Origin of the sequence: Providencia sp. Me31A, assembly GCF_050487165.1 — a bacterium.
Classification (GTDB): Bacteria; Pseudomonadota; Gammaproteobacteria; order Enterobacterales; family Enterobacteriaceae; genus Providencia.
In genome coordinates, this window is the sequence record NZ_JBKQGZ010000005.1 from 121,042 (window position 1) to 141,338 (window position 20,297).

The window sequence follows — 20,297 nt, forward strand, 5'->3', positions numbered from 1 at the left end:
ATGTTTGAAATCACTGATCATGATTTATAAAAATAGACAACTCTCGATAAATAATAAAATTTCGCCATTTTTGCTAAAACATGCCACATCATTCACACAAATGAGCAATAAAATTGATCAAAGATTTTCTATTATCAAAAGGTAGTGTTTATTCCTTTTTTGGTCCTCCTTCCGTTTCTCCAGAGGAAGGAGTTTTTTTAACCCTTTTCTTTTTAAACGTCATATAGCAATCAGCCCATACACTGTACAGGCTGAGTGGATAGAACAATTAATTTTTAATGTTTAATAATATAAAAGCTATGGCTGTAAGCAACATCTTCTGGGTTTTCAATTGGATACCCTTTTAGCCAAGGTTTTATTAAGCGTGCATTAGTGTATTGGTAAATCGGTGCTATCGGCGCTTCTTTGGCAATAATTGCTTCTGCTTTATTATAATATTGATTCCGTAATTGCCCATTAGTTTCAATGCTAGCAGATGCAATAACATCATCATATTGTTGGCTATTAAATTTAGGAATATTGCCACTGTGCTGAGATGTTAACAATGACAAAAATGTAGATGGTTCATTAAAGTCGCCAATCCATGATGCGCGAATAACATCAAAATTTCCTGTGTTGCGGCTATCTATGTAGGTTTTCCACTCTTGATTGACTAATTTCACCTTAACGCCTAATTTTTTCTTCCACATAGAAGCAATAGCAATAGCAATTTTTTGGTGATTTTCTGAACTATTGTACAGCAAAGTTAATTCAAGAGGCTTATTTGTACCAAAACCTGCATCTTGCAGTAATACTTTTGCTTGTTGGTCTAGCTCTTTCTGAGAGTGGCTATTATACAAACCTTTTTCTGGTTTAAATCCATCAGTAACATCTGGTGTAAAATAATAAGCAGGTTTTTCTCCTGTTCCTAATACTTTACTTGCAATTAATTGACGATCAATTGCCATTGATAAGGCTTTTCTAACACGAACATCATTAGTTGGTGCATGCTGAGTATTGAAAGCATAATAATAAGTGCCCAGCTGGTCGGGTGTAAAAACCTCATTAGGGATATCTTTTAATAATTTTTGATAACGCTGTTTTGGAAATGACTCTGTAATATCTAAATCACCTGCTAAATAACGATTTGTGGCGTGAGACTCTTGATTGATTGGTACAAAAGTAACTTTGGTGATCACCGTGTTTTTATGATCCCAATAATTTATATTTGGTACTAAAACAATTTTTTCATTAACAACACGATCAGACAGTATGAATGCTCCATTCCCGACTAAATTGCCTTCTTTTATCCAATTTGCACCAAATCTTTCAACGGTACCACGATGAACAGGAAATAAACTAAAATTTGCAGTCAAAGAAGGAAAATATGGTACAGGCTTGTTCAAAATAATTTTTAGTGTATGAGCATCCATCGCTTCTACACCTAGCTGTTCTACAGGCAATTTACCATCAATAATATCCTGTGCATTATTAATACCCGCTAAAGCCGCAAACCATGCAAAAGGAGATGTGGTATTTGGTGAAACCAATCTTTGCCAACTATAAACAAAATCTTGCGCTGTAACAGGCTCCCCATTCGACCAACGTGCATCTGAACGCAATTTAAATAGCCAAACGCGGTTATCCAATGTACTCCAGTTAAGTGCAACACCTGGAATAGCTTTTCCATGATTGTCTTGATTGACCAGTCCTTCGAATAAATCACGCATGACCTGTGCTTCGGTCAACCCTACCGATTTTGCAGGGTCTAAAGAAGCGGGTTCATCTTTTAAGTGGCGAGTCACTTCTTGGTTTTCAGCTAAAATAGTGCCGACAGGAATATCTGCGCAAATAGCTGAAGTAGTCAAAAAAAGTGAAGCAAATAAAACGGTTAAAGGTGTTAGTGAACGTTTATGCATTTTATTTTCTATCTTATTAATATAAGTAAAGTTAACTAGAATCTTAGCTGAGAAATTTCGAATAAAAAAACAAGCAGTTATAGCATTGCTGCATTTAATTAGTAGAACTTTTCCAATTTATTCAGAGAGCTTCTTTTCGCATCATATGCTTTCAAACTTTGAAAATCCATATTTTATATTTAGTTCATCAACATATTCACCGAAATATAAATTTATCTTTTTCCATAATTTACTAATCAAAAAATATCTCATGGAATACTTTCATTACATAACAGCAATATGCGTTATTTTTTCTTATAGCTTGGTGATTGGTAAAAAATCGATACGGTGTTAGGTTTTCTTGCTGCCCCTTAGTAAGCCATTTTAAAAGAGCTCATGATAAAAACATAAGTTTTAGTATAGGCTAATCAAAATATAATCAACCAATGCTATGCGCCTTAGTGGAAAATCATTGCTGTTATCTTATTCTATTAATGCGTCTATTGCCCAGCACATGCTATAAGGTATACAGTAACGTAGAGTTGGCAGTATAAATTTTGCTTATTCATCAAATCGAGAACTCAATACAGTGCAGCTTTTTCTGGAAAACCTTTAATCGCAAAGATTTTTCCCTAAAAAAAAGATTAAGCTAACATTGACTCAATGATAAAACGGGAGAAAAATTCATGTCGCAAACAGTTAAATTAAAAGGCAATGATGTTGCAGTTAATGGCGTATTCTTGCAATCAGGTGCAAAAGCAAAACCTTTTACCCTTGTTGCAAAAGACCTTAGTGAAGCCACTTTAGAAACTTATGTGGGTAAACGTAAAATTTTAAATATTTTCCCAAGTGTTGATACAGGTGTTTGTGCTGCTTCTGTTCGCAAATTCAATCAACTAGCAAATAGTTTAGATAACACTGTTGTTCTTTGCATTTCCGCTGACTTACCTTTCGCGCAAGCTCGTTTTTGTGGTGCAGAAGGTTTAGACAATGTCGTTACCTTATCTACATTCCGAAGTGATTCATTCGCTGATGATTATGGCGTTGCTATTGCTAGTGGCCCATTAAAAGGTCTGACAGCCCGTTCCGTTGTTATTTTAGATGAAAATGACAACGTTATTTATAGCCAGTTAGTCCCCGAAATTACTGAAGAGCCAGACTATGATAATGCTCTAAATAGCTTGAAATAAGCTTTATAGTGCAATCAGGCAGGGTAAGTTGAACTTAACCTGCCATTTTTATCAGCCTCGTCCATCATTTGTACTTCAACTTGACAATAAGTTCTGGGTATTACCATTTCTGCAATACTTGGTGAAATTACTCCATAACGATAGTAGCTAAAACAAATGCTAACCCTATGTTCCTCTTATTTAGTCTTGTTCTTTTTTCATGTTGAGTCCATACTCTCTAAGCTTGTTAGCTATTGCAGTATGTGAAATATTTAACCTTTTCGCTAACTTACGAGTACTTGGGTAATCACGATACAAACGTGCTAACACTGAGGCTTCATAACGCTTGGTTATATCATCAAGAGAACCATTAAGTGAATCCAATTCAACACTAGGTATGTTTACCGAATCAGGTAATTGGACATTATCTGCATCTAAAATATTACCATCAAGTTGACTCAAAGCCTGATATAACGCATTTCTCAATTGTCTGACATTTCCTGGCCAATAATAACTGCTTAAATATTCGATTAATGATGGTGCCAGTTTAGGTTCTGCCATATGTAGTTCTTTTGAAAAATTCGCTACAAAAGTTTTAGTTAATGGCAGGATATCTTCTTTACGCTCTCGCAGTGGTGGAATAGTCAGCGTTAATACATTTAAGCGATAGTAAAGATCTTCCCTAAACTTTTTCTCATTGACTAATTCAGGTAAATTTTTCTGTGTTGCACAAATAACTCGAACATTAACTTTAACCTCATGTTCTTCTCCAACTCGCCTAAAAGTGCCATCATTCAAAAAGCGTAGCAATTTAATTTGCATTTGAGGTGACATCTCAGCGATTTCGTCGAGTAAAACAGTCCCGCCATTGGCCTGTTCAAAGAACCCTTTTTTACCTTCAATTGCATTAGGATAAGCCCCTGCGGCATAACCGAATAACTCACTTTCAACGACATCATCAGGCATAGAAGCACAATTTAAGCCTAAGAAAGGTTCTTTTCCTCGTGCACTGTGTAAATGACAAGCTTTCGCTAGGATATCTTTTCCCGTTCCCGTTTCCCCAACCAATAACAAAGGCTCATCAAGCATCGCAATACGTTTAGCACGCTCAACCACATTTGCCATTACAGGACTCACCGCTATTATTTGCTCAAAACCACTCTGGTCAACTTCCACCACTTGCTTACGTTGCTTATCTAAAATAGCCGCTGATTTTAATAACAGCACGGCCCCCGTACAGTGCGATTTCCCCTCTTCGTCAGCTAAGATGATAGGGGTAACTTGCATTAAATAGTCTAGGCCTTTAATCACTATTTTTTCTGTGTAAGGTTCTGGTGACTCACGCTCAAACCAACGTAACAAACCTTGACTACCGACTAGCTGAGCAAATGTTTTTTCGCGAATTTTCGTTTCATCATAACCAAATAGCTGTAATGTCATAGGGTTAACTAATTCAATATTTAGCTTATTATCAATCGATAAAACAGGCTCTGGAAATGAATTTAACAATGCCCAAACTGCCTTATGCTCACGTTCTGAAGGCATAAAATAAATCCGACGCACATCAATTACGCCATTTATTCGACGTATTTCTGCCATTAAAGAGCTAAATACCTGAAAATCCACAGGCGTAAAGTTAAGGTAAATCCTACGTTGGGCTGAGATTTCAATGCCTTTTAAGTCAATATTTTGCAGGACTAAAAGATCAAGTAATTCACGCGTTAGACCAATACGGTCTTGGCAGGTAACTTCGAGGCGCATGGATAGGAACCTTTATCAGAGAAGCCGATTGAATAAAGGTATTTTAGCGTTAAACACTAGGGGAATACAGTGTTTGTGTCACAAATTGTTGACAGGTCGTAAGGTTAAAGCCTATATCCAAATAAAACCAACATTATTGGCATTTTTTGCATACAAATATCTTATATAAAGTATTAATTCAATCGATAATACCGCAGAGTAAGCCTACACTGTCAACTCACTCTGTCAGCCATCACTGCGATTTATTTTTTTTACTAGGGATCACATTCTTTAATTGACCAATGAGTTGATGACGAAAATCGGCTAACCGTGGTTTATCGTCAATCCAAGGTAATGGGCGACATAATTCCATCGCTTTAATTCCAAGGCGTGCGGTTAGTAACCCTGCCCCAATACCTTGTGCTGCTCGGGTTGATAAACGTGCGGTAATATCTTGCGATAACCAATCCATTCCCACTTCACGAATTAGTTCAGAGGCTCCTGCAAATGCAATATTAATCAATACCATACGAAACAACCTAATCCGACTGTAATAACCCAATTCAATACCATAAATAGCCGCAATACGATTGATTAATCGAATATTACGCCAAGCAATAAATGCCATATCCACAATAGCTAGGGGACTTACCGCAATCATGATGGCTGATTCTGCAGAACAACGGCTAATTTCTTTACGAGCTTGCTCATCAAGGATAGGCTGAACGATAGCACTATATAATTCCACGATTTCCCTATCATTATGGGAATCATGAATAGTAGATTGCCAACGCTGAACAGCAGGATGTTCTGCCGACAAAGCAGATTGCTTAGCTAATTTTTCACAAAATGCTTTACCTTGGCTCATTGCATGGCTATGCAAAAGCTCACGTGCAAAATCACGTTCTTCTGCTCGCTCCCTTAACCGATATAAACGCCGCCACTCACCGACAATTGACCCTACACCAGCAACGACAATTAAACCACCAGCTGCTGCTGTACCCAATGCCGTCCAATCTTGCGTTAACCAAGACTGGTGAACCCAAATTCCTAACTGAGCCACCACACTGATACCGAAAATCCCTGCGGCAGTTGCCACTAACTTGCGCCAAAAACTTCTTTTTGGTTTTAGCGCTTCATTGATTAAACTTTCCACCTCACCATCTTGGCTGTCTTGCTCCGCTTCCAAAGATATTGGGGTGAAGTTTTCAAGCTTTTGATCACCAAATACTTGCGCCTTTTTTAGCTCCTCTTCATCTTTATTTTCGAAACTTTCGACAAAATCAAGACGCTGTTTTAGCGGTTCATTCATTTTAATTTATCTCCCAACAAAAACTCGAGTGCGCTGTCCATACGAATATGGGGCAATGGCTGGTCAATAGGTGTCGGACGTGGTCTAAAGTTTTCAAACTGAAACCCTTGCCGTTGCCAAAACTGTTGATTCGGTAGTCGTTTCGGCACTTCTCCTGGGTAAAATGTTAATGCTTGACCATCAATTAAGCGTTCACCTTTTAGTGCTGGTAACTTTTCACCTTTATAATCAACAAGACCACTTTCTGTAGCCTGTATTGATGCTAAACCAACACAATCCATACTGATCCCTTCAAATGCAGCATGCTGCCATGCTTCTTGCACTAATTGTTTTAATAGCGAGACTAAATTTGCATGTTGATCTGGTGTCACATGGTCAGCTTTACTGGCTGCAAATAGTAATTTGTCAATACAGGGTGAAAATAGCCGCCTTAGCAAAGTACGTTTTCCATAATGAAAACTGCGCATAAGCTGTGTCAGTGCCATTCGCATATCATTAAATGCATCTGCTCCACTATTTAAAGGCTGCAAACAATCAACTAATACAATTTGTCTATCAAAACGCTGGAAATAATCACGATAAAAGCCTTTTACGACATGATCACAATAATACTGGTAACGGCGATGCAATGCGCCAATATTGGTATTTTTATCTGCTTGAAAAAGCTTTTTCTCATCATTTTTATTGATATTTGGCCAAGGGAAAAATTGTAACACAGGCGCCCCTGCAAGCTCCGCAGGTAAGACAAAACGCCCAGGCTGAATAAAGTGCTGACCTTGCCCCTTACAGTCCACTAAATATTGGGTATAAGCCTCTGATATTTCAGTAAGTAGATTTTCATCTACCGGAGCCAGAGGGTCACATTTTTCACATAACTTTAGCCATGATTGTGCTAAATGCGCTCGTTCACCGCTGATTAACGTGTTCATTTGCTCAGACCAAGCGAGATAACTCAAATCGAGCATAGGTAAATCCAGCAACCATTCACCAGGATAATCAACAATTTCTAAGTATAAAGATGAGTTATCAACAAAATGGCGTATAAATGAATCCTCGGAGCGATAGTGCAACTTGAGGCGTATCTCACTAACGCCTCGAGTGGGTGTCGGCCACTGTGGTGGATGGCCATATAATGCTGCAATACCTTCGTCATAGGCAAAACGTGGCACAGATAAGTCACGATGAGGAATACGCTTGATCCCTAACAACCGATTATCTCTTGCGGCAGAAAATAAAGGTAACCGTGCCCCTGTATTGACATTCAGTAGTTGGTTTACAAGCGAAGTAATAAATGCCGTTTTTCCACTGCGGCTAAGCCCGGTTACTGCGAGCCTAACGTGACGATCAACACTTCTATTCATCAAGTCAGTCAATTCATTTTGCAGCCGTTTCATGCTCCTCCCAAGACTTATCCTTTAAATTTAAACCCATTTTACGCCATACTGGATATAACAATTTAACATAAAAAAACTGTATTAGATTAATCGCTTTGTTATCAAATTCATCAACCATTTACTACTTAATAGCCTGATAATTTTACCAACAACCCCCGTAGGCCCATATGTCATCAATAGCAACAGAATAAACTTTATACTTTTTTTCAGCATTAATTGTTTTGCAAATATTTTCAGTCGACGATGATTTTGAATAGCCATGACTCACTCACTAATACATTAAAAATAAAAGGGATTTGGCTTTAAGACCTAACCCCTGATGATGTGATGGCGATGTGAATTGCTATAAGTCGCGAAATTTACTATTCACGGTATAAGTCTCTGATGTGACATATTTTTCAATTTGGCGTAGTTTCATTTCGCCAGCTTTCAACTGTGTATCTATTTGATTTAAAAGACCACTCACTTCCGGTCCAATATCCTGTTCTGAACGATAACCACTTGGCGCGGCTTCTACCACAAAGCACATAACAATATACAAAATTAATGTAATACCAAAACTAACAAACAAGGCCAATACTGCTAATGCTCTGACTAAAGCAACCGGAAGTTCTAGATACTCTGCAATACCTGAACAAACACCACCGAACACTCGCCTATCGGTTAAACGATATAGTTTGCGGTTGCGAAATTGAGTCATTATTTTTGCCTCCAATTTGGGTGTTCTGCATCTAAAATTTGCTCAAGTGTTTTAATGCGTTGTTGCATATTTGAAGCTTGCTCAGCTAATAACATCAAACGTTGTACTTCATTTTCAGTCAGCTGGCTCCCCTGCCCATTATTTTTTTTGCTGTAATGTAACCACAACCAAATAGGCAGAATAAAAATCAGAAAAATTATTAACACGAGAGACAGTAAAACGTAGCCCATCACATTTCCTTATACATATGGTTAGCTAATCCACAGCACTGATACGATATGTCTAACGTACCAGTGCATCAAAAATACTGTTACTGATCTTTATTGATTTTAGCTTTAAGTGCCGCTAATTGCGCGCTAATTTCATCGTCTGCTTTCAGTTCTGCAAACTGTTGATCCAGTGATTTTTGTTTGCCAATACCATAGCTTTGGGCTTCGCCTTCCATATGATCAATGCGGCGTTCAAATTGCTCAAAACGAGCCATAGCTTCATCCAATTTGCCACTGTCAAGCTGACGGCGAACATTACGACTTGATTGCGCAGCTTCCATACGAACGACCATAGATTGTTGTTTCGCACGTGTTTCCTGCAGCTTATTTTCCAGCTCTGTAATTTCACCTTTTAAGCGAGTCAACGTTTCATCAACAATGATTAGTTCATGTTTTAATGTATCAACCATTGCGCTAACTTTTTGCTTTTCAATTAACGCTGCTCGCGCTAAGTCTTCTTTCTCTTTAACAAGGGCTAACTCGGCCTTTTCCTGCCAATCTGCAACTTGTTTTTCGCCCATTTCAATACGACGCTCAAGGCCTTTTTTCTCGGCTAATGTACGCGCTGATGTTGAACGAATTTCAACTAACATGTCTTCCATTTCCTGAATCATCAGGCGGATCATTTTTTGCGGGTCTTCGGCTTTATCAAGTAAAGACGCAATGTTCGCATTAATGATATCGGCAAAACGTGAAAAAATACCCATTGTTAATTTCCTCTTGATGGATTTAATTATTCTGTAGCGCCTTAACCTGATTTGGCTTCCAACCAATAACTGACGCTCCGTAAGTCAAACAACTGTGAATACTATTAAGATAAAGCAATCAACGTGCCAACTTTTTAAATTATTTTTATATTACTGATTTATATGGCGATAATTATAAGTTTTTATTTTTCCACTTATCGTTTATAGTTTAGATTAAGGCATTTTAAACCAACTGTTGGCGAAAATAACCATGAAAAAGACTAATGAGCCTATCCTTGGCGTTTCAAGTAATTTCCTTGATGTCCTTGAACAAGCCTCTGAGCTTGCACAACTAAATAAACCTGTACTTGTCATTGGTGAAAGAGGTACGGGTAAAGAGTTGATCGCAGATAGGCTTCACTACCTTTCGCCACGTTGGCAAGAAGCTTTTATCTCTCTCAATTGCAGTGGACTCAATGAGAATTTGCTGGATTCTGAATTATTTGGGCATGAAGCAGGTGCCTTTACAGGAGCCCAGAAACGCCACCAAGGGCGCTTTGAACGCGCTGATAAAGGGTCCTTATTTCTCGATGAGTTGGCAACTGCCCCTATGCCAGTGCAGGAAAAACTGTTAAGAGTGATTGAGTATGGTGAATTAGAACGTGTAGGAGGGAGCCAATCTTTGCATGTCGATGTACGTTTGATCTGTGCAACAAACGCTAATTTACCTGAACTTGCTAAGCAAGGCCATTTTCGCGCCGATCTCCTTGATAGACTTGCTTTTGATGTTATCCGTATCCCCCCCTTACGCGAACGTCAACCTGACATTTTATTATTAGCAGAACATTTTGCGATTCTGATGTGTGGTGAACTCAAACGCTCACATTTTACAGGGTTTACACAACACGCCCAACAAGCGCTTTTACAATACCCGTGGCCCGGTAATGTGCGTGAATTAAAAAATGTCATCGAGCGCTCTGTTTATCGACACGCTAATGACTCTGAACCCGTGAATAACATTATTTTCGACCCATTCGGAGAAAAACTGGCTGAGTTACATGAGTTACCAACAACACAATTGCAGGTGGACTCGCCCCAATCAATACTGCCTTCATTACCTTGCGATTTACGGCAATGGCAACAACAATCAGAAAAATCTCTATTAGAACAAGCACTAACCGCTTCCCATTTTAATCAACGCAAAGCCGCTCAATTACTATCATTGAGTTATGACCAACTACGTGGGTTAATTAAAAAATACCAAATCACTTTAGAGTCTTAATGAGTCAACGTTTTAGGCAAATCTTATCAGTTTGCCTATAATACCCATTTATACTTAGACTCTATAGGCTTAACTTTAATGAAGTTAATTGGTTTTATCATTTATTATTAAAATAATATTTCTATTTGCTTATTCTAAACAGGAGTAAATGGTAAGTAATAATAACTATATTTATACCTAGTTTAAAGAAACAATATTAATTTTACTTTAATGTTAACATTTGATTAATAATATTATTTTTATCAAACTCACCATAAAAACAAATCAAATTAACAATAATCAAATTAAAATTCATTTATTTTTAATTAAATACCTAATTATCACAATTAATTAGTTTTGTTTTAAATAAAAATAAACCGTCAAAAATTCAATTTTATTAACCAAGAAAAATAAATTACATTATTTTCAATAATATAAAACAATTATTTTACTTTACAAATTGTCATATTTACCTACTGTGAGAAATATATTTATGTGATAAAACTACTCATGTGTTTTTTATTATATAAAGGAGCCTATTATGAAAAATATAAATATATTAGCTATTACCTTTTTTCTTTTAGGGGTATCTCCTGCTCTCAACGCTGATTCGTTAATGAGAACTTTTTCTTACTGTGATGCAACTTTTTTTGAAAAAATGAAAGATTATCCTGTGTTGAAGGATGTTTCTGATACATTGAAAAATATGCAGACGATAAGTGATGGTGAACAGATCTCAGTTAACCTAGATTTCAAACCAACTGATATCATTACCTTTAACCGCTTTTTTATCAGTCATAATAATTTTGATAAATATGACGAATTTAGTTATATGGGAATGCGTGGCCAATACTATTTTTGGGGATTTGAAACAACTCAAAGCCTTGAGGACGTTATCCGTTATACCTCTTCACGAATCGCTATAATACAAGTCCGCAATATCTACATTTATTCTCCGATGATCAGGTATGATTTAAAGGATAAATGGGTATTCAATGAACGTGCAGCTCAAAACTATAATCTTGATAAAAATTCTGCTGAAAAAATGCTTATTATTGAAAAAGATGAACGCAGAGGTGTTGTACGTTTCTTATGTACATTACAGGGCAAAGTCACAGATGAAGATTTAAAGTACGTTGGTTTAGAGTAATTTTCCTATTGATGTACCGTTAAATACGTTTTCTCATCTCATCTAGCATAAAAAAAAGCCAGCACCCAAGCTGGCTATCAAATAAAACACTGGAAGCAATGTGAGCAATGTCATGCCTTGTCCACCTAATCGATTACTTAGGTGACAAAACGAATGATAATCGTTATCAGTGTTATTTGTAAAGCTTTTTAATGAGATTTTTTCTCATTAAGACATAATTCAATGATAATTATAATTATTTAGGTTGAATATTATTCAATCCGAACGCATTTAGCCTAAATTTCACCTCGTTTTTCACTAAAATTTTGCTTATACCCTGTATGGCTATTTTTACGCTACAATAGGGCAATTCAGGTTAACGATATCAGTGTTATGCGCCTATTAACTCTTTGGTTTTTATTTATCATTTCTGTATCTACACATGCGCTTGGCAGCCAAGAGCGCTATACAGACATCGTCGCTAACGAAGTCCCTGCGGATATACGCCAAAAAGGTTTTATCTATTGTGTAAACGGCATCGTCACAACGTTTAATCCGCAATTGGTAAGCAGCGGGTTAATTGTCGACCCTCTTGGCGCACAAATTTATGACCGCCTACTTGATGTAGACCCTTTTACTTACCGTTTGATCCCAGAGCTTGCTGCTCGCTGGGAAATTCTTGATAATGGTGCAACTTATCGTTTATATCTACGTAAAGACGTAAAGTTCCAAAATACACCTTGGTTTACACCAACCCGTAATATGAACGCAGATGATGTTGTCTTCAGTTTTGCTCGTATGTTTGAAGTTAATCATCCTTATCACTTTATCAATGGTGGCCGCTACCCTTATTTCGATAGCTTACAATTTGCAAATAGCGTACAAAGTATTCGTAAAATTAATAGCCATACGGTGGAGTTCCGTTTAAATTCACCAGATGCTTCTTTTTTATGGCATCTAGCCACTCACTATGCCCCGATTTTGTCAGCTGAATATGCAGACCTCCTTTCCAGCGCTAACCGCCAAGAACTGATAGACTGGCGTCCTGTGGGAACAGGGCCTTTTGAGTTAGACGATTACCAAGCTGGGCAATTTGTACGTTTATTAAGGAACGATCAGTATTGGAAAGGTCAACCTCGCATGGAAGAAGTTGTGATTGATATGGGGGCCGGTGGAACTGGGCGTATATCCAAACTACTAACGGGTGAATGTGATGTGTTAGCTTACCCCGCTGCCAGCCAACTTAAAGTGTTACGTGATGACCCCCGTTTACGTATTTCAACGCGTTCAGGTATGAATATTGCCTATCTTTCATTCAACACCAGCAAACCACCGTTAGATAAACTGAAAGTGCGCCAAGCAATTGCATACGCCATAAATAATGAGCGATTAATGCAATCCATCTATTATGGTACCGCAGAAACAGCTGCGTCTATTTTACCTCGCGCCTCATGGGCTTATGACAATCAAGCTAAAATTACTGATTACAACCCTGAGCTTTCAAAACAAATGTTGCAAGAAATGGGGCTAGAGAATCTAAAATTAGATCTGTGGGTCCCTATTGCATCGCAATCGTACAATCCTAGCCCACTGAAAATGGCAGAGCTTATCCAAGCAGATTTAGCACAAGTGGGCATTGTTATGAACATTCGTTCTGTTGAAGGCCGCTTTCAAGAAAACCAATTGATGGATAGAACCCACGATATGACTCTCGCGGGCTGGACAACGGACAGTAATGACCCTGATAGTTTTTTCCGCCCTCTTTTAAGCTGTGCAGCCATTGGCTCACAAACTAACTTAAGCCACTGGTGCAACCCTCGATTCGATGAAATCTTACACAATGCATTGCTCACTCAACAATTAGCGGCTCGAATAGACTATTACCATCAAGCTCAGCAAATTTTAGGAGAAGAATTGCCTATTTTGCCACTCGCCTACTCTTTACGTTTACAAGCATACCGTTATGATATGAAAGGATTGGTGATCAGCGCCTTTGGTAATACATCTTTTGCTGGGGTATATCGTGAGATGGAACAAAAAAATAAAGCCACACGGCAAAAACAGGGCCAAGAACCATGATAATTTATTCATTGCGCCGTTTTTTATTGCTGCTCGTAACGGTATTCTTTTTATCGTTAGTCAGTTTTAGTTTAAGCTACTTTACGCCAAATGCGCCATTAAGTGGTGCGTCTCTTCTAGACGCCTATATTTTCTACTTTGATGGCTTATTGCATTTTGATTTTGGTGTTTCAAGTATCAACGGTGAGCCCATTACTGAACAATTGAAAGACACATTTCCTGCTACGATGGAGCTGTGCCTTTTAGCTTTTATTTTTGCACTCACTATCGGTATCCCTCTTGGCATTATCGCCGCTTTTTGGCGCAATAAACCCGCAGATATTGCCATCAGTGTCTTCGCCTTACTCGGTTTTTCTGTCCCCGTGTTCGTGTTGGCATTGGTGTTAACTTTATTTTTTTCATTACATCTAGGTTGGTTTCCTGTTTCTGGCCGCATTGACCTTTTATATAATTTAAAACCAATTACTGGGTTTGCATTAATTGACGCATGGCTTTCTGATTCCCCTTATCGCAAAGATATGATAGTCAATGTTCTTGAACACATGATTTTACCCGTCCTTACCCTTGCCTTAGCACCAACAACGGAAGTGATCCGTTTAGTACGTAACAGCACCGAAGAAATCGCCAGCGAAAACTATATCAAAGCTGCCGCTATTCGCGGGCTTTCGCGCCTTAATATCATAAGGCGCCATATTTTTCATAATGCTATCCCCCCAATAATACCTAAGCTTGGCCTGCAATTTTCCACTATGCTAACACTCACAATGGTAACTGAGTTAGTCTTTAACTGGCCAGGACTTGGGCGTTGGTTAGTCACCGCTATTCGCCAAGAAGACTACTCAGCGATTTCTGCTGGGGTGATGTTGATAGGTGCATTAGTTATTACTGTCAATGTGTTATCTGATATTTTAGGTGCCATAATGGACCCGCTGAAACATAAGGATTGGTATGTCCTCAGATAATTTTTATCGTGAACAAAAAATGCCATCCCCAACACGAGTGGTATGGAATTTATTCTCATCTGATATTGTTTCAATGGTGGGCTTTTTCGGCGTCTTACTTTTACTGATTTTGTGCTTCACCGGTTCATATCTAGCACCTTATGCACTGGACCAACAGTTTTTAGGTTATCAACTAACGCCACCTTCATGGTCACACTATGGTGAAGTTGCTTTCTTCTTCGGGACTGATGACCTTGGGCGCGATATTTTAAGCCGCTTACTAATCGGCACTAAATCCACCTTTGGCGCAGCTATTTTGGTCACCTTTATTGCGACACTCATCGGATTAATATTAGGTTGCCTTGCAGGAATGACTCGCGGATTAAAATCGGCCGTTTTTAATCATATACTCGATACATTATTATCTATACCATCATTACTATTAGCCATTATTGTTGTGGCGTTTATGGGCGCTAGTTTGACCAATGCCATGTTAGCCATTTGTCTTGCGCTTATCCCGCGTATGGTTAGAACCATTTATGTTGCTGTACATGATGAGCTAGACAAAGAGTATATTGTCGCAGCACGCCTTGATGGTGCATCAAATATCTTTATTTTATGGTATACCGTCCTGCCCAATATTACCCCTATTCTAGTAACAGAACTGACTCGTGCCTTATCGATTGCTATTTTAGATATTGCCGCATTAGGTTTTCTCGATTTAGGAGCCCAACTGCCATCTTCAGAATGGGGGGCTATGCTTGGTGATACCTTAGAGCTGATTTATGTTGCACCTTGGACAGTGATCCTTCCCGGTATCGCAATTATGGTCAGCGTATTGTTTGTTAACCTTTTAGGTGATGGACTACACCGAGCTATCAATGCGGGGGTGGAATAATGCCCTTATTAGATATCCGCAATTTGACTATCGAATTTATGACGGCGAATGGTCCTGTCAAAGCTGTTGACCGTGTCTCAATAACCTTATCTGAAGGAGAAATTCGTGGATTAGTCGGTGAATCAGGCTCCGGTAAAAGCTTAATTGCTAAAGCCATTTGTGGTGTGACTAAAGATAATATTCGCGTCACTGCTGACCGTTTTCGTTTTCAAGATATTGACTTGTTAAAGCTCAGTCCCCGTAAGCGTCGCAAGTTAATTGGTCATAATATTTCGATGATATTTCAAGAGCCACAGTCTTGCCTAGATCCTGCCGCAGATATAGGCAAGCAGCTAATCCAATCCATCCCCAGTTGGACATACAAAGGCCGGTGGTGGCAACGTTTCAATTGGCGCAAACGTCGTGCAATTGAGCTTCTTCATCGTGTTGGTATTAAAGATCATAAAGATATTATGCGCAGTTATCCTTATGAGTTAACTGATGGTGAATGTCAAAAAGTCATGATTGCTATCGCGATAGCGAATCAACCTCGTTTATTAATAGCAGATGAACCGACTAATGCGATGGAATCTACCACGCAAGCGCAAATTTTCCGTTTACTTGATAAGCTAAACCAGAATAATAATATGGGTATCCTATTAATTAGCCATGACATGGAAATGATGTCAAAGTTAGTCGATCGTATTAACGTGCTTTACTGCGGCCAGACAGTCGAGAGCGCAACTCCTGAAGATATTTTGCAACGCCCGCGCCACCCTTATACCCAAGCGCTTATTCGCGCTATTCCTGATTTTGAAAGCCCAATCCCTCACAAAGGACGGCTCAATACGTTACCCGGTGCTATCCCTTCTCTTGAGCATTTGCCAATAGGCTGCCGTTTAGGTCCTCGTTGCCCATACGCACAACGAACCTGTATTAATGCCCCACAATTGAGGAATATTAAAGGTCATCTTGTTGCTTGCCACTACCCACTCAATACCGAGGAACTGCCATGATGGAAACGTTACTTGAGGTACGCAATCTCACTAAAACTTTTCGTTTCCAAGAAGGATTATTCCATCGCCATGAGTTACAAGCGGTGAAACCCGTAAGTTTTAACTTACAAGCCGGACAAACGTTAGCCATTATTGGTGCTAATGGTTCGGGAAAATCAACTTTAGCACGTATGCTATCTGGGGTCGTTGAACCAACTGGGGGGGATATTTTTATTCGAGGTCAACGCCTAAAATTTGGTGATTATAGCTACCGTTGTCAGCGTGTTCGGATGATTTTCCAAGATCCTAGCACCTCACTAAACCCGAGGCAGCGTATCGGACAAACCCTTGAGCTTCCCTTAAAACTCAATACAGACTTAACAGGCATTGAACGCGAACGTCGTATTATTCAAACATTACGCCAAGTTGGGTTACTTGCTGACCATGCTGAATATTACCCCCATATGTTAGCATCAGGGCAAAAACAACGTATTGCATTAGCAAGAGCGCTAATTTTACAGCCCGAAATAATTGTTGCTGATGAAGCATTGGCTTCTCTCGATATGTCGATGCGATCGCAAATCATTAACTTAATGCTAGATTTACAAGCAAAACAAGATATTGCATATATTTATGTTACTCAACATTTAGGGATGATGAAACATATCAGTGATAAAATGTTGGTGATGGACAAGGGAGAAGTTGTTGAACGAGGTAATACTGCCGAAGTATTAGCAGCGCCTCTTCATGATGTCACCCGTCGCTTAATTGAAAGCCATTTCGGTGAGCCTTTATCAATCGATGCATGGCGGCAAGATTTGTAATTTATATCAAGAATCAAATGTATTCAGAGGATGAATAAGAGCAGTTTATTTACCTGCTCTTTGTATTTTTTATCTAGCAAATAATTTATGCAAGATAAGCTCTAGTTATATTTGGGTCGTAATCCAGCAAACTCAATAATGGGATTACATAATACATGTGACATTAATTAGTCATACATTGTCAGATAAACGCATGCAAATATTGAGTAAACAACTTATCACCATGATGGACTCCCTAAGCACTCATTTTAAATATGACAGCATACCAATGACTATTGATGGTTTACCTATTTCGACATTTGTATTCATTAAAGTTAGCCTCAACTTTAACGTGCTATCATCACATTGGCTTTAATATGCTTAAGGTGTACAACTATTGTAAAAGTGACAATCACCAGCAATGACCATGCCCCCCATTTACCCGCATGCACCATTGACCAAGCACCAATTTGACTCGGATATTGCCAAATACCAAAAAATGTCCCAAAGTTTTCAGCTAACCAAATAAAAAAGCCAATTAATATAAACGCTAACAATAACGGCATTTTTCGCTCTTTATCGAGCGGAGTATAAAACACCATGCTTCGAGCATACAAACCAAAAATAAATGCCGTTAAATACCAACGATAATCATCAATATAATGATGGCTGAAAAAATTCACATAAATAGCCATCGCCACCAAGGTTGCCATCCAATAAGGCGGGTAATGTTCAATTCTAATGTTAAAAAACCGCCACGACTGAATGATATAACTCCCTACCGCTGCATACATAAAACCTGTAAATAAAGGAACCCCCCAAAGCTTAGTATAAGCTTCATCAGGGTATTGCCATGAGCTAATAGACGCGGATGTTTTAAATAATTCCATCATAAAACCAACTAAATGGAATACACAGATAGCTTTTAGCTCGTCCCATGTCTCTAACTTAGACCATACCAATAAAGCCTGAAATATGACGGCAAAAATTAATAACACATCATAGCGAGGCAGTCCCATAACGCCTTTCGTAGGCACTAGAAATAATGCTAAAAAGAAAAAACCAGCAAATAAACAGGAACGTGCGTTAATGATGCCAAAAAACCAGAACTCTAAAATAAAACGTTTGATTCCTCGGCTATTATTTGGCGTATGCGCCATCAATATTTGATCTAACTTTCCTAAAAAATTCAGTTTTTGGTGCCAACTGACCATTAATTGACTCACTTGTTCTGAGTTATAGTAAGAGGGATTATTTTTTGTAAAACAAGCTGAGCATCCTAACAAAATGATTCGAAATTATATAAGGTAACTATCTTAAATTTATATATTTTCCTCTTTTTTAGTTTAACTCTCTAATATTACTCGATTAAGCAATATTCTTTGAATTTTTTGTTTATATTTCTTTTTTCTTGCATAGCTCGCACCAGATGGCAATTCGTTAACGAAAAGTAATGATATACTTAAATAACATATGTTTATTTGCTATATGAATGCCCACTTAAAAACTTAGGAGTTCTATGATGAAATTGTATTACGCTCCCGGTGCTTGCTCGCTTTCGCCTCATATTATTTTGCGTGAAACTGGCTTAGATTTCAGTATTGAACGTGTCAATATTAAAGAGAAAAAAACAGAGAAAGGTGAAGACTTTTTAGCAATAAACCCAAAAGGACAAGTACCTACGTTGGTATTAGATAACGGCGAACAACTCACTGAAGGTGCAGTCATTGTCCAGTATATCGCAGATCAAAAACCCGATCGTAACCTGATAGCCCTACCCGGATCGATAAAACGTTATCATCAAATGGAAGCTTTAAATTTTATTTCTACTGAATTACACAAAAGCTTTTCTCCATTATTCACCCCAGGTACTCCAGAAGAATATAAAGACACCGTTCGTCAGGCTCTATTTAATAAATTTAAATATGTCGATGATGTACTGTCCAAGCAAGCTTTCTTTGCGGGCGATAGTTTTAGTGTCGCAGATGCATATCTGTTTACTGTCAGCGGTTGGGCTAAGCATGTTGGGCTTGATTTAAGTAGTTTAACCCATTTACAGGGCTACATTGCGAAAATTGCAAAACGCCCTAATGTTCATGATGCATTAAAAGCAGAAGGCCTCATTTAATTGACCATAATAGCGCTCTAATTACAGGGCGCTATCGTTTATCAAATGGTGAAAACTAATCTAATTGCGTTGCACAGAATTTGTGTTCTGGATTGACCATTTGATCCTGAGCAGCCACCAACTGTAATTCATACTCGCCCATTTCTTTCGTTTTAATCATCACTTCATACACTGCGGCAGCGACATGCTCTAATCCCTTATCAAAAGGTTCCCCTTTCAATAAATTAACTAACATTAAGCCGCTAGTTAAATCACCGACACCGACGGGCTGTTTTTCGCCAAAATCCACTAATGGACGGCTAACATGCCAACTGTGCTCTGCTGTGACTAAAATCATTTCAAAGCGGTCTGCGCGGTACCCTGCGCGACTTAAATGCTTAACAAGCACCATTTTAGGGCCTTTATGGCATAACTCACGAGCTGCTTTAACCGCCTCTTCAACTGTTTTAATGCTTTGCCCCACTAATGTTTCTAACTCAAGCAAGTTTGGTGCGATAACATCGCTAACAACAAGCGCTCGTTCACATAAAAACTCAGCAACACCGGGGGCGACTATACAACCTTTTTCTGGATGCCCCATCACTGGGTCACAAAAATAAAGTGCCTGTGGGTTTGCAGCTTTAACCTTTTGAACAATCGCGAGGATATCATCCCCTTGCTCAGCGGAACCAATATAGCCACTTAAAACCGCATCGCAGATTTCTAACTTGTGGATTTTAGCTAACCCTTCAACAATGTCAGTTAAATGCTGAGCAGGAAATACACTCCCAGTCCACTGAGGATATTGTGTGTGATTAGAAAATTGTACGGTATTGAGAGGCCATACATCTACACCCATACGGCACATAGGGAATGCAGCCGCACTGTTTCCTGCATGGCCGAAAACAACGTGGGACTGAATTGATAATACGCTTTTCATTAAAAACCCAAAGAATTG

General features: G+C 38.6%; 18 protein-coding genes. 9 read left to right on the forward strand and 9 right to left on the reverse strand.

Annotated features, from left to right (window positions below; translation table 11 throughout):
* Positions 1–275 precede the first annotated feature (275 nt).
* Positions 276–1,898, reverse strand: a complete 1,623-nt coding sequence (locus ACLPIE_RS05680) for a peptide ABC transporter substrate-binding protein (RefSeq protein WP_430260468.1) — start codon at positions 1,896–1,898, stop codon at positions 276–278.
* A gap of 665 nt (positions 1,899–2,563) precedes the next feature.
* Here ACLPIE_RS05680 and tpx point away from each other — a divergent pair.
* Positions 2,564–3,067, forward strand: a complete 504-nt coding sequence (gene tpx, locus ACLPIE_RS05685; RefSeq protein ID WP_430260470.1) for a thiol peroxidase — start codon at positions 2,564–2,566, stop codon at positions 3,065–3,067.
* A 180-nt stretch (positions 3,068–3,247) separates the two neighbouring features.
* Here tpx and tyrR read toward each other — a convergent pair whose 3' ends face one another.
* The 6 genes from tyrR to pspA form a co-directional block, all read right to left on the reverse strand.
* Entirely contained in the window at positions 3,248–4,807 is a 1,560-nt protein-coding gene (gene tyrR / locus ACLPIE_RS05690; RefSeq protein ID WP_430260472.1) for a transcriptional regulator TyrR, read from the reverse strand.
* A 232-nt stretch (positions 4,808–5,039) separates the two neighbouring features.
* The gene (locus tag ACLPIE_RS05695) at positions 5,040–6,098 is read right to left on the reverse strand and encodes a YcjF family protein (protein WP_430260474.1); all 1,059 of its coding nucleotides are present in this window, start codon (positions 6,096–6,098) and stop codon (positions 5,040–5,042) included.
* Positions 6,095–7,492, reverse strand: a complete 1,398-nt coding sequence (locus tag ACLPIE_RS05700) for a YcjX family GTP-binding protein (RefSeq protein ID WP_430260476.1) — start codon at positions 7,490–7,492, stop codon at positions 6,095–6,097. Before ACLPIE_RS05700 ends, ACLPIE_RS05695 begins: the two co-directional genes overlap by 4 nt.
* Before the next feature lie 343 nt (positions 7,493–7,835).
* Positions 7,836–8,192, reverse strand: coding sequence for a PspC domain-containing protein (locus tag ACLPIE_RS05705; protein WP_430260478.1), 357 nt, complete (start codon positions 8,190–8,192; stop codon positions 7,836–7,838).
* Positions 8,192–8,422, reverse strand: a complete 231-nt coding sequence (pspB, locus tag ACLPIE_RS05710) for an envelope stress response membrane protein PspB (RefSeq protein ID WP_430260480.1) — start codon at positions 8,420–8,422, stop codon at positions 8,192–8,194. The genes ACLPIE_RS05705 and pspB overlap by 1 nt, the downstream gene beginning before the upstream one ends.
* A gap of 80 nt (positions 8,423–8,502) precedes the next feature.
* Positions 8,503–9,168, reverse strand: coding sequence for a phage shock protein PspA (gene pspA, locus ACLPIE_RS05715; protein WP_430260482.1), 666 nt, complete (start codon positions 9,166–9,168; stop codon positions 8,503–8,505).
* A 250-nt stretch (positions 9,169–9,418) separates the two neighbouring features.
* Here pspA and pspF point away from each other — a divergent pair, with 250 nt between their 5' ends.
* From pspF to sapF, 7 genes are all read left to right on the forward strand, one after another.
* Positions 9,419–10,429, forward strand: a complete 1,011-nt coding sequence (gene pspF, locus ACLPIE_RS05720; protein ID WP_430260484.1) for a phage shock protein operon transcriptional activator — start codon at positions 9,419–9,421, stop codon at positions 10,427–10,429.
* A gap of 520 nt (positions 10,430–10,949) precedes the next feature.
* Positions 10,950–11,558 carry a hypothetical protein gene (locus ACLPIE_RS05725; RefSeq protein ID WP_430260486.1) on the forward strand — a complete coding sequence of 203 codons (609 nt, stop codon included), beginning with the start codon at positions 10,950–10,952 and terminating at the stop codon, positions 11,556–11,558.
* Between the two features lie 372 nt (positions 11,559–11,930).
* A complete protein-coding gene (gene sapA, locus ACLPIE_RS05730) occupies positions 11,931–13,616 on the forward strand; it encodes an ABC transporter substrate-binding protein SapA (RefSeq protein ID WP_430260488.1) in 1,686 nt (561 codons plus the stop codon).
* The gene (sapB, locus tag ACLPIE_RS05735; RefSeq protein ID WP_430260490.1) at positions 13,613–14,578 is read left to right on the forward strand and encodes a putrescine export ABC transporter permease SapB; all 966 of its coding nucleotides are present in this window, start codon (positions 13,613–13,615) and stop codon (positions 14,576–14,578) included. The genes sapA and sapB overlap by 4 nt, the downstream gene beginning before the upstream one ends.
* Positions 14,565–15,455, forward strand: a complete 891-nt coding sequence (gene sapC, locus ACLPIE_RS05740; RefSeq protein WP_430260492.1) for a putrescine export ABC transporter permease SapC — start codon at positions 14,565–14,567, stop codon at positions 15,453–15,455. The genes sapB and sapC overlap by 14 nt, the downstream gene beginning before the upstream one ends.
* Entirely contained in the window at positions 15,455–16,450 is a 996-nt protein-coding gene (sapD, locus tag ACLPIE_RS05745) for a putrescine export ABC transporter ATP-binding protein SapD (RefSeq protein WP_430260494.1), read from the forward strand. Before sapC ends, sapD begins: the two co-directional genes overlap by 1 nt.
* Positions 16,447–17,253 (forward strand): putrescine export ABC transporter ATP-binding protein SapF, encoded by an 807-nt coding sequence (gene sapF / locus ACLPIE_RS05750; protein ID WP_430260496.1) that lies wholly within the window; start codon positions 16,447–16,449, stop codon positions 17,251–17,253. The genes sapD and sapF overlap by 4 nt, the downstream gene beginning before the upstream one ends.
* Positions 17,254–17,579: 326 nt before the next feature.
* Here the strand turns inward: sapF and ACLPIE_RS05755 are convergent, their stop codons facing one another.
* Positions 17,580–18,446 (reverse strand): DUF817 domain-containing protein, encoded by an 867-nt coding sequence (locus ACLPIE_RS05755; protein WP_430260498.1) that lies wholly within the window; start codon positions 18,444–18,446, stop codon positions 17,580–17,582.
* A gap of 308 nt (positions 18,447–18,754) precedes the next feature.
* Between ACLPIE_RS05755 and gstA the strand changes: the two genes are divergently transcribed.
* Positions 18,755–19,360, forward strand: coding sequence for a glutathione transferase GstA (gene gstA, locus ACLPIE_RS05760; RefSeq protein ID WP_430260612.1), 606 nt, complete (start codon positions 18,755–18,757; stop codon positions 19,358–19,360).
* Between the two features lie 55 nt (positions 19,361–19,415).
* On the opposite strand, the gene pdxY is transcribed toward gstA, so the two are convergent.
* Positions 19,416–20,279 carry a pyridoxal kinase PdxY gene (pdxY, locus tag ACLPIE_RS05765; RefSeq protein WP_430260500.1) on the reverse strand — a complete coding sequence of 288 codons (864 nt, stop codon included), beginning with the start codon at positions 20,277–20,279 and terminating at the stop codon, positions 19,416–19,418.
* Positions 20,280–20,297 lie beyond the last annotated feature (18 nt).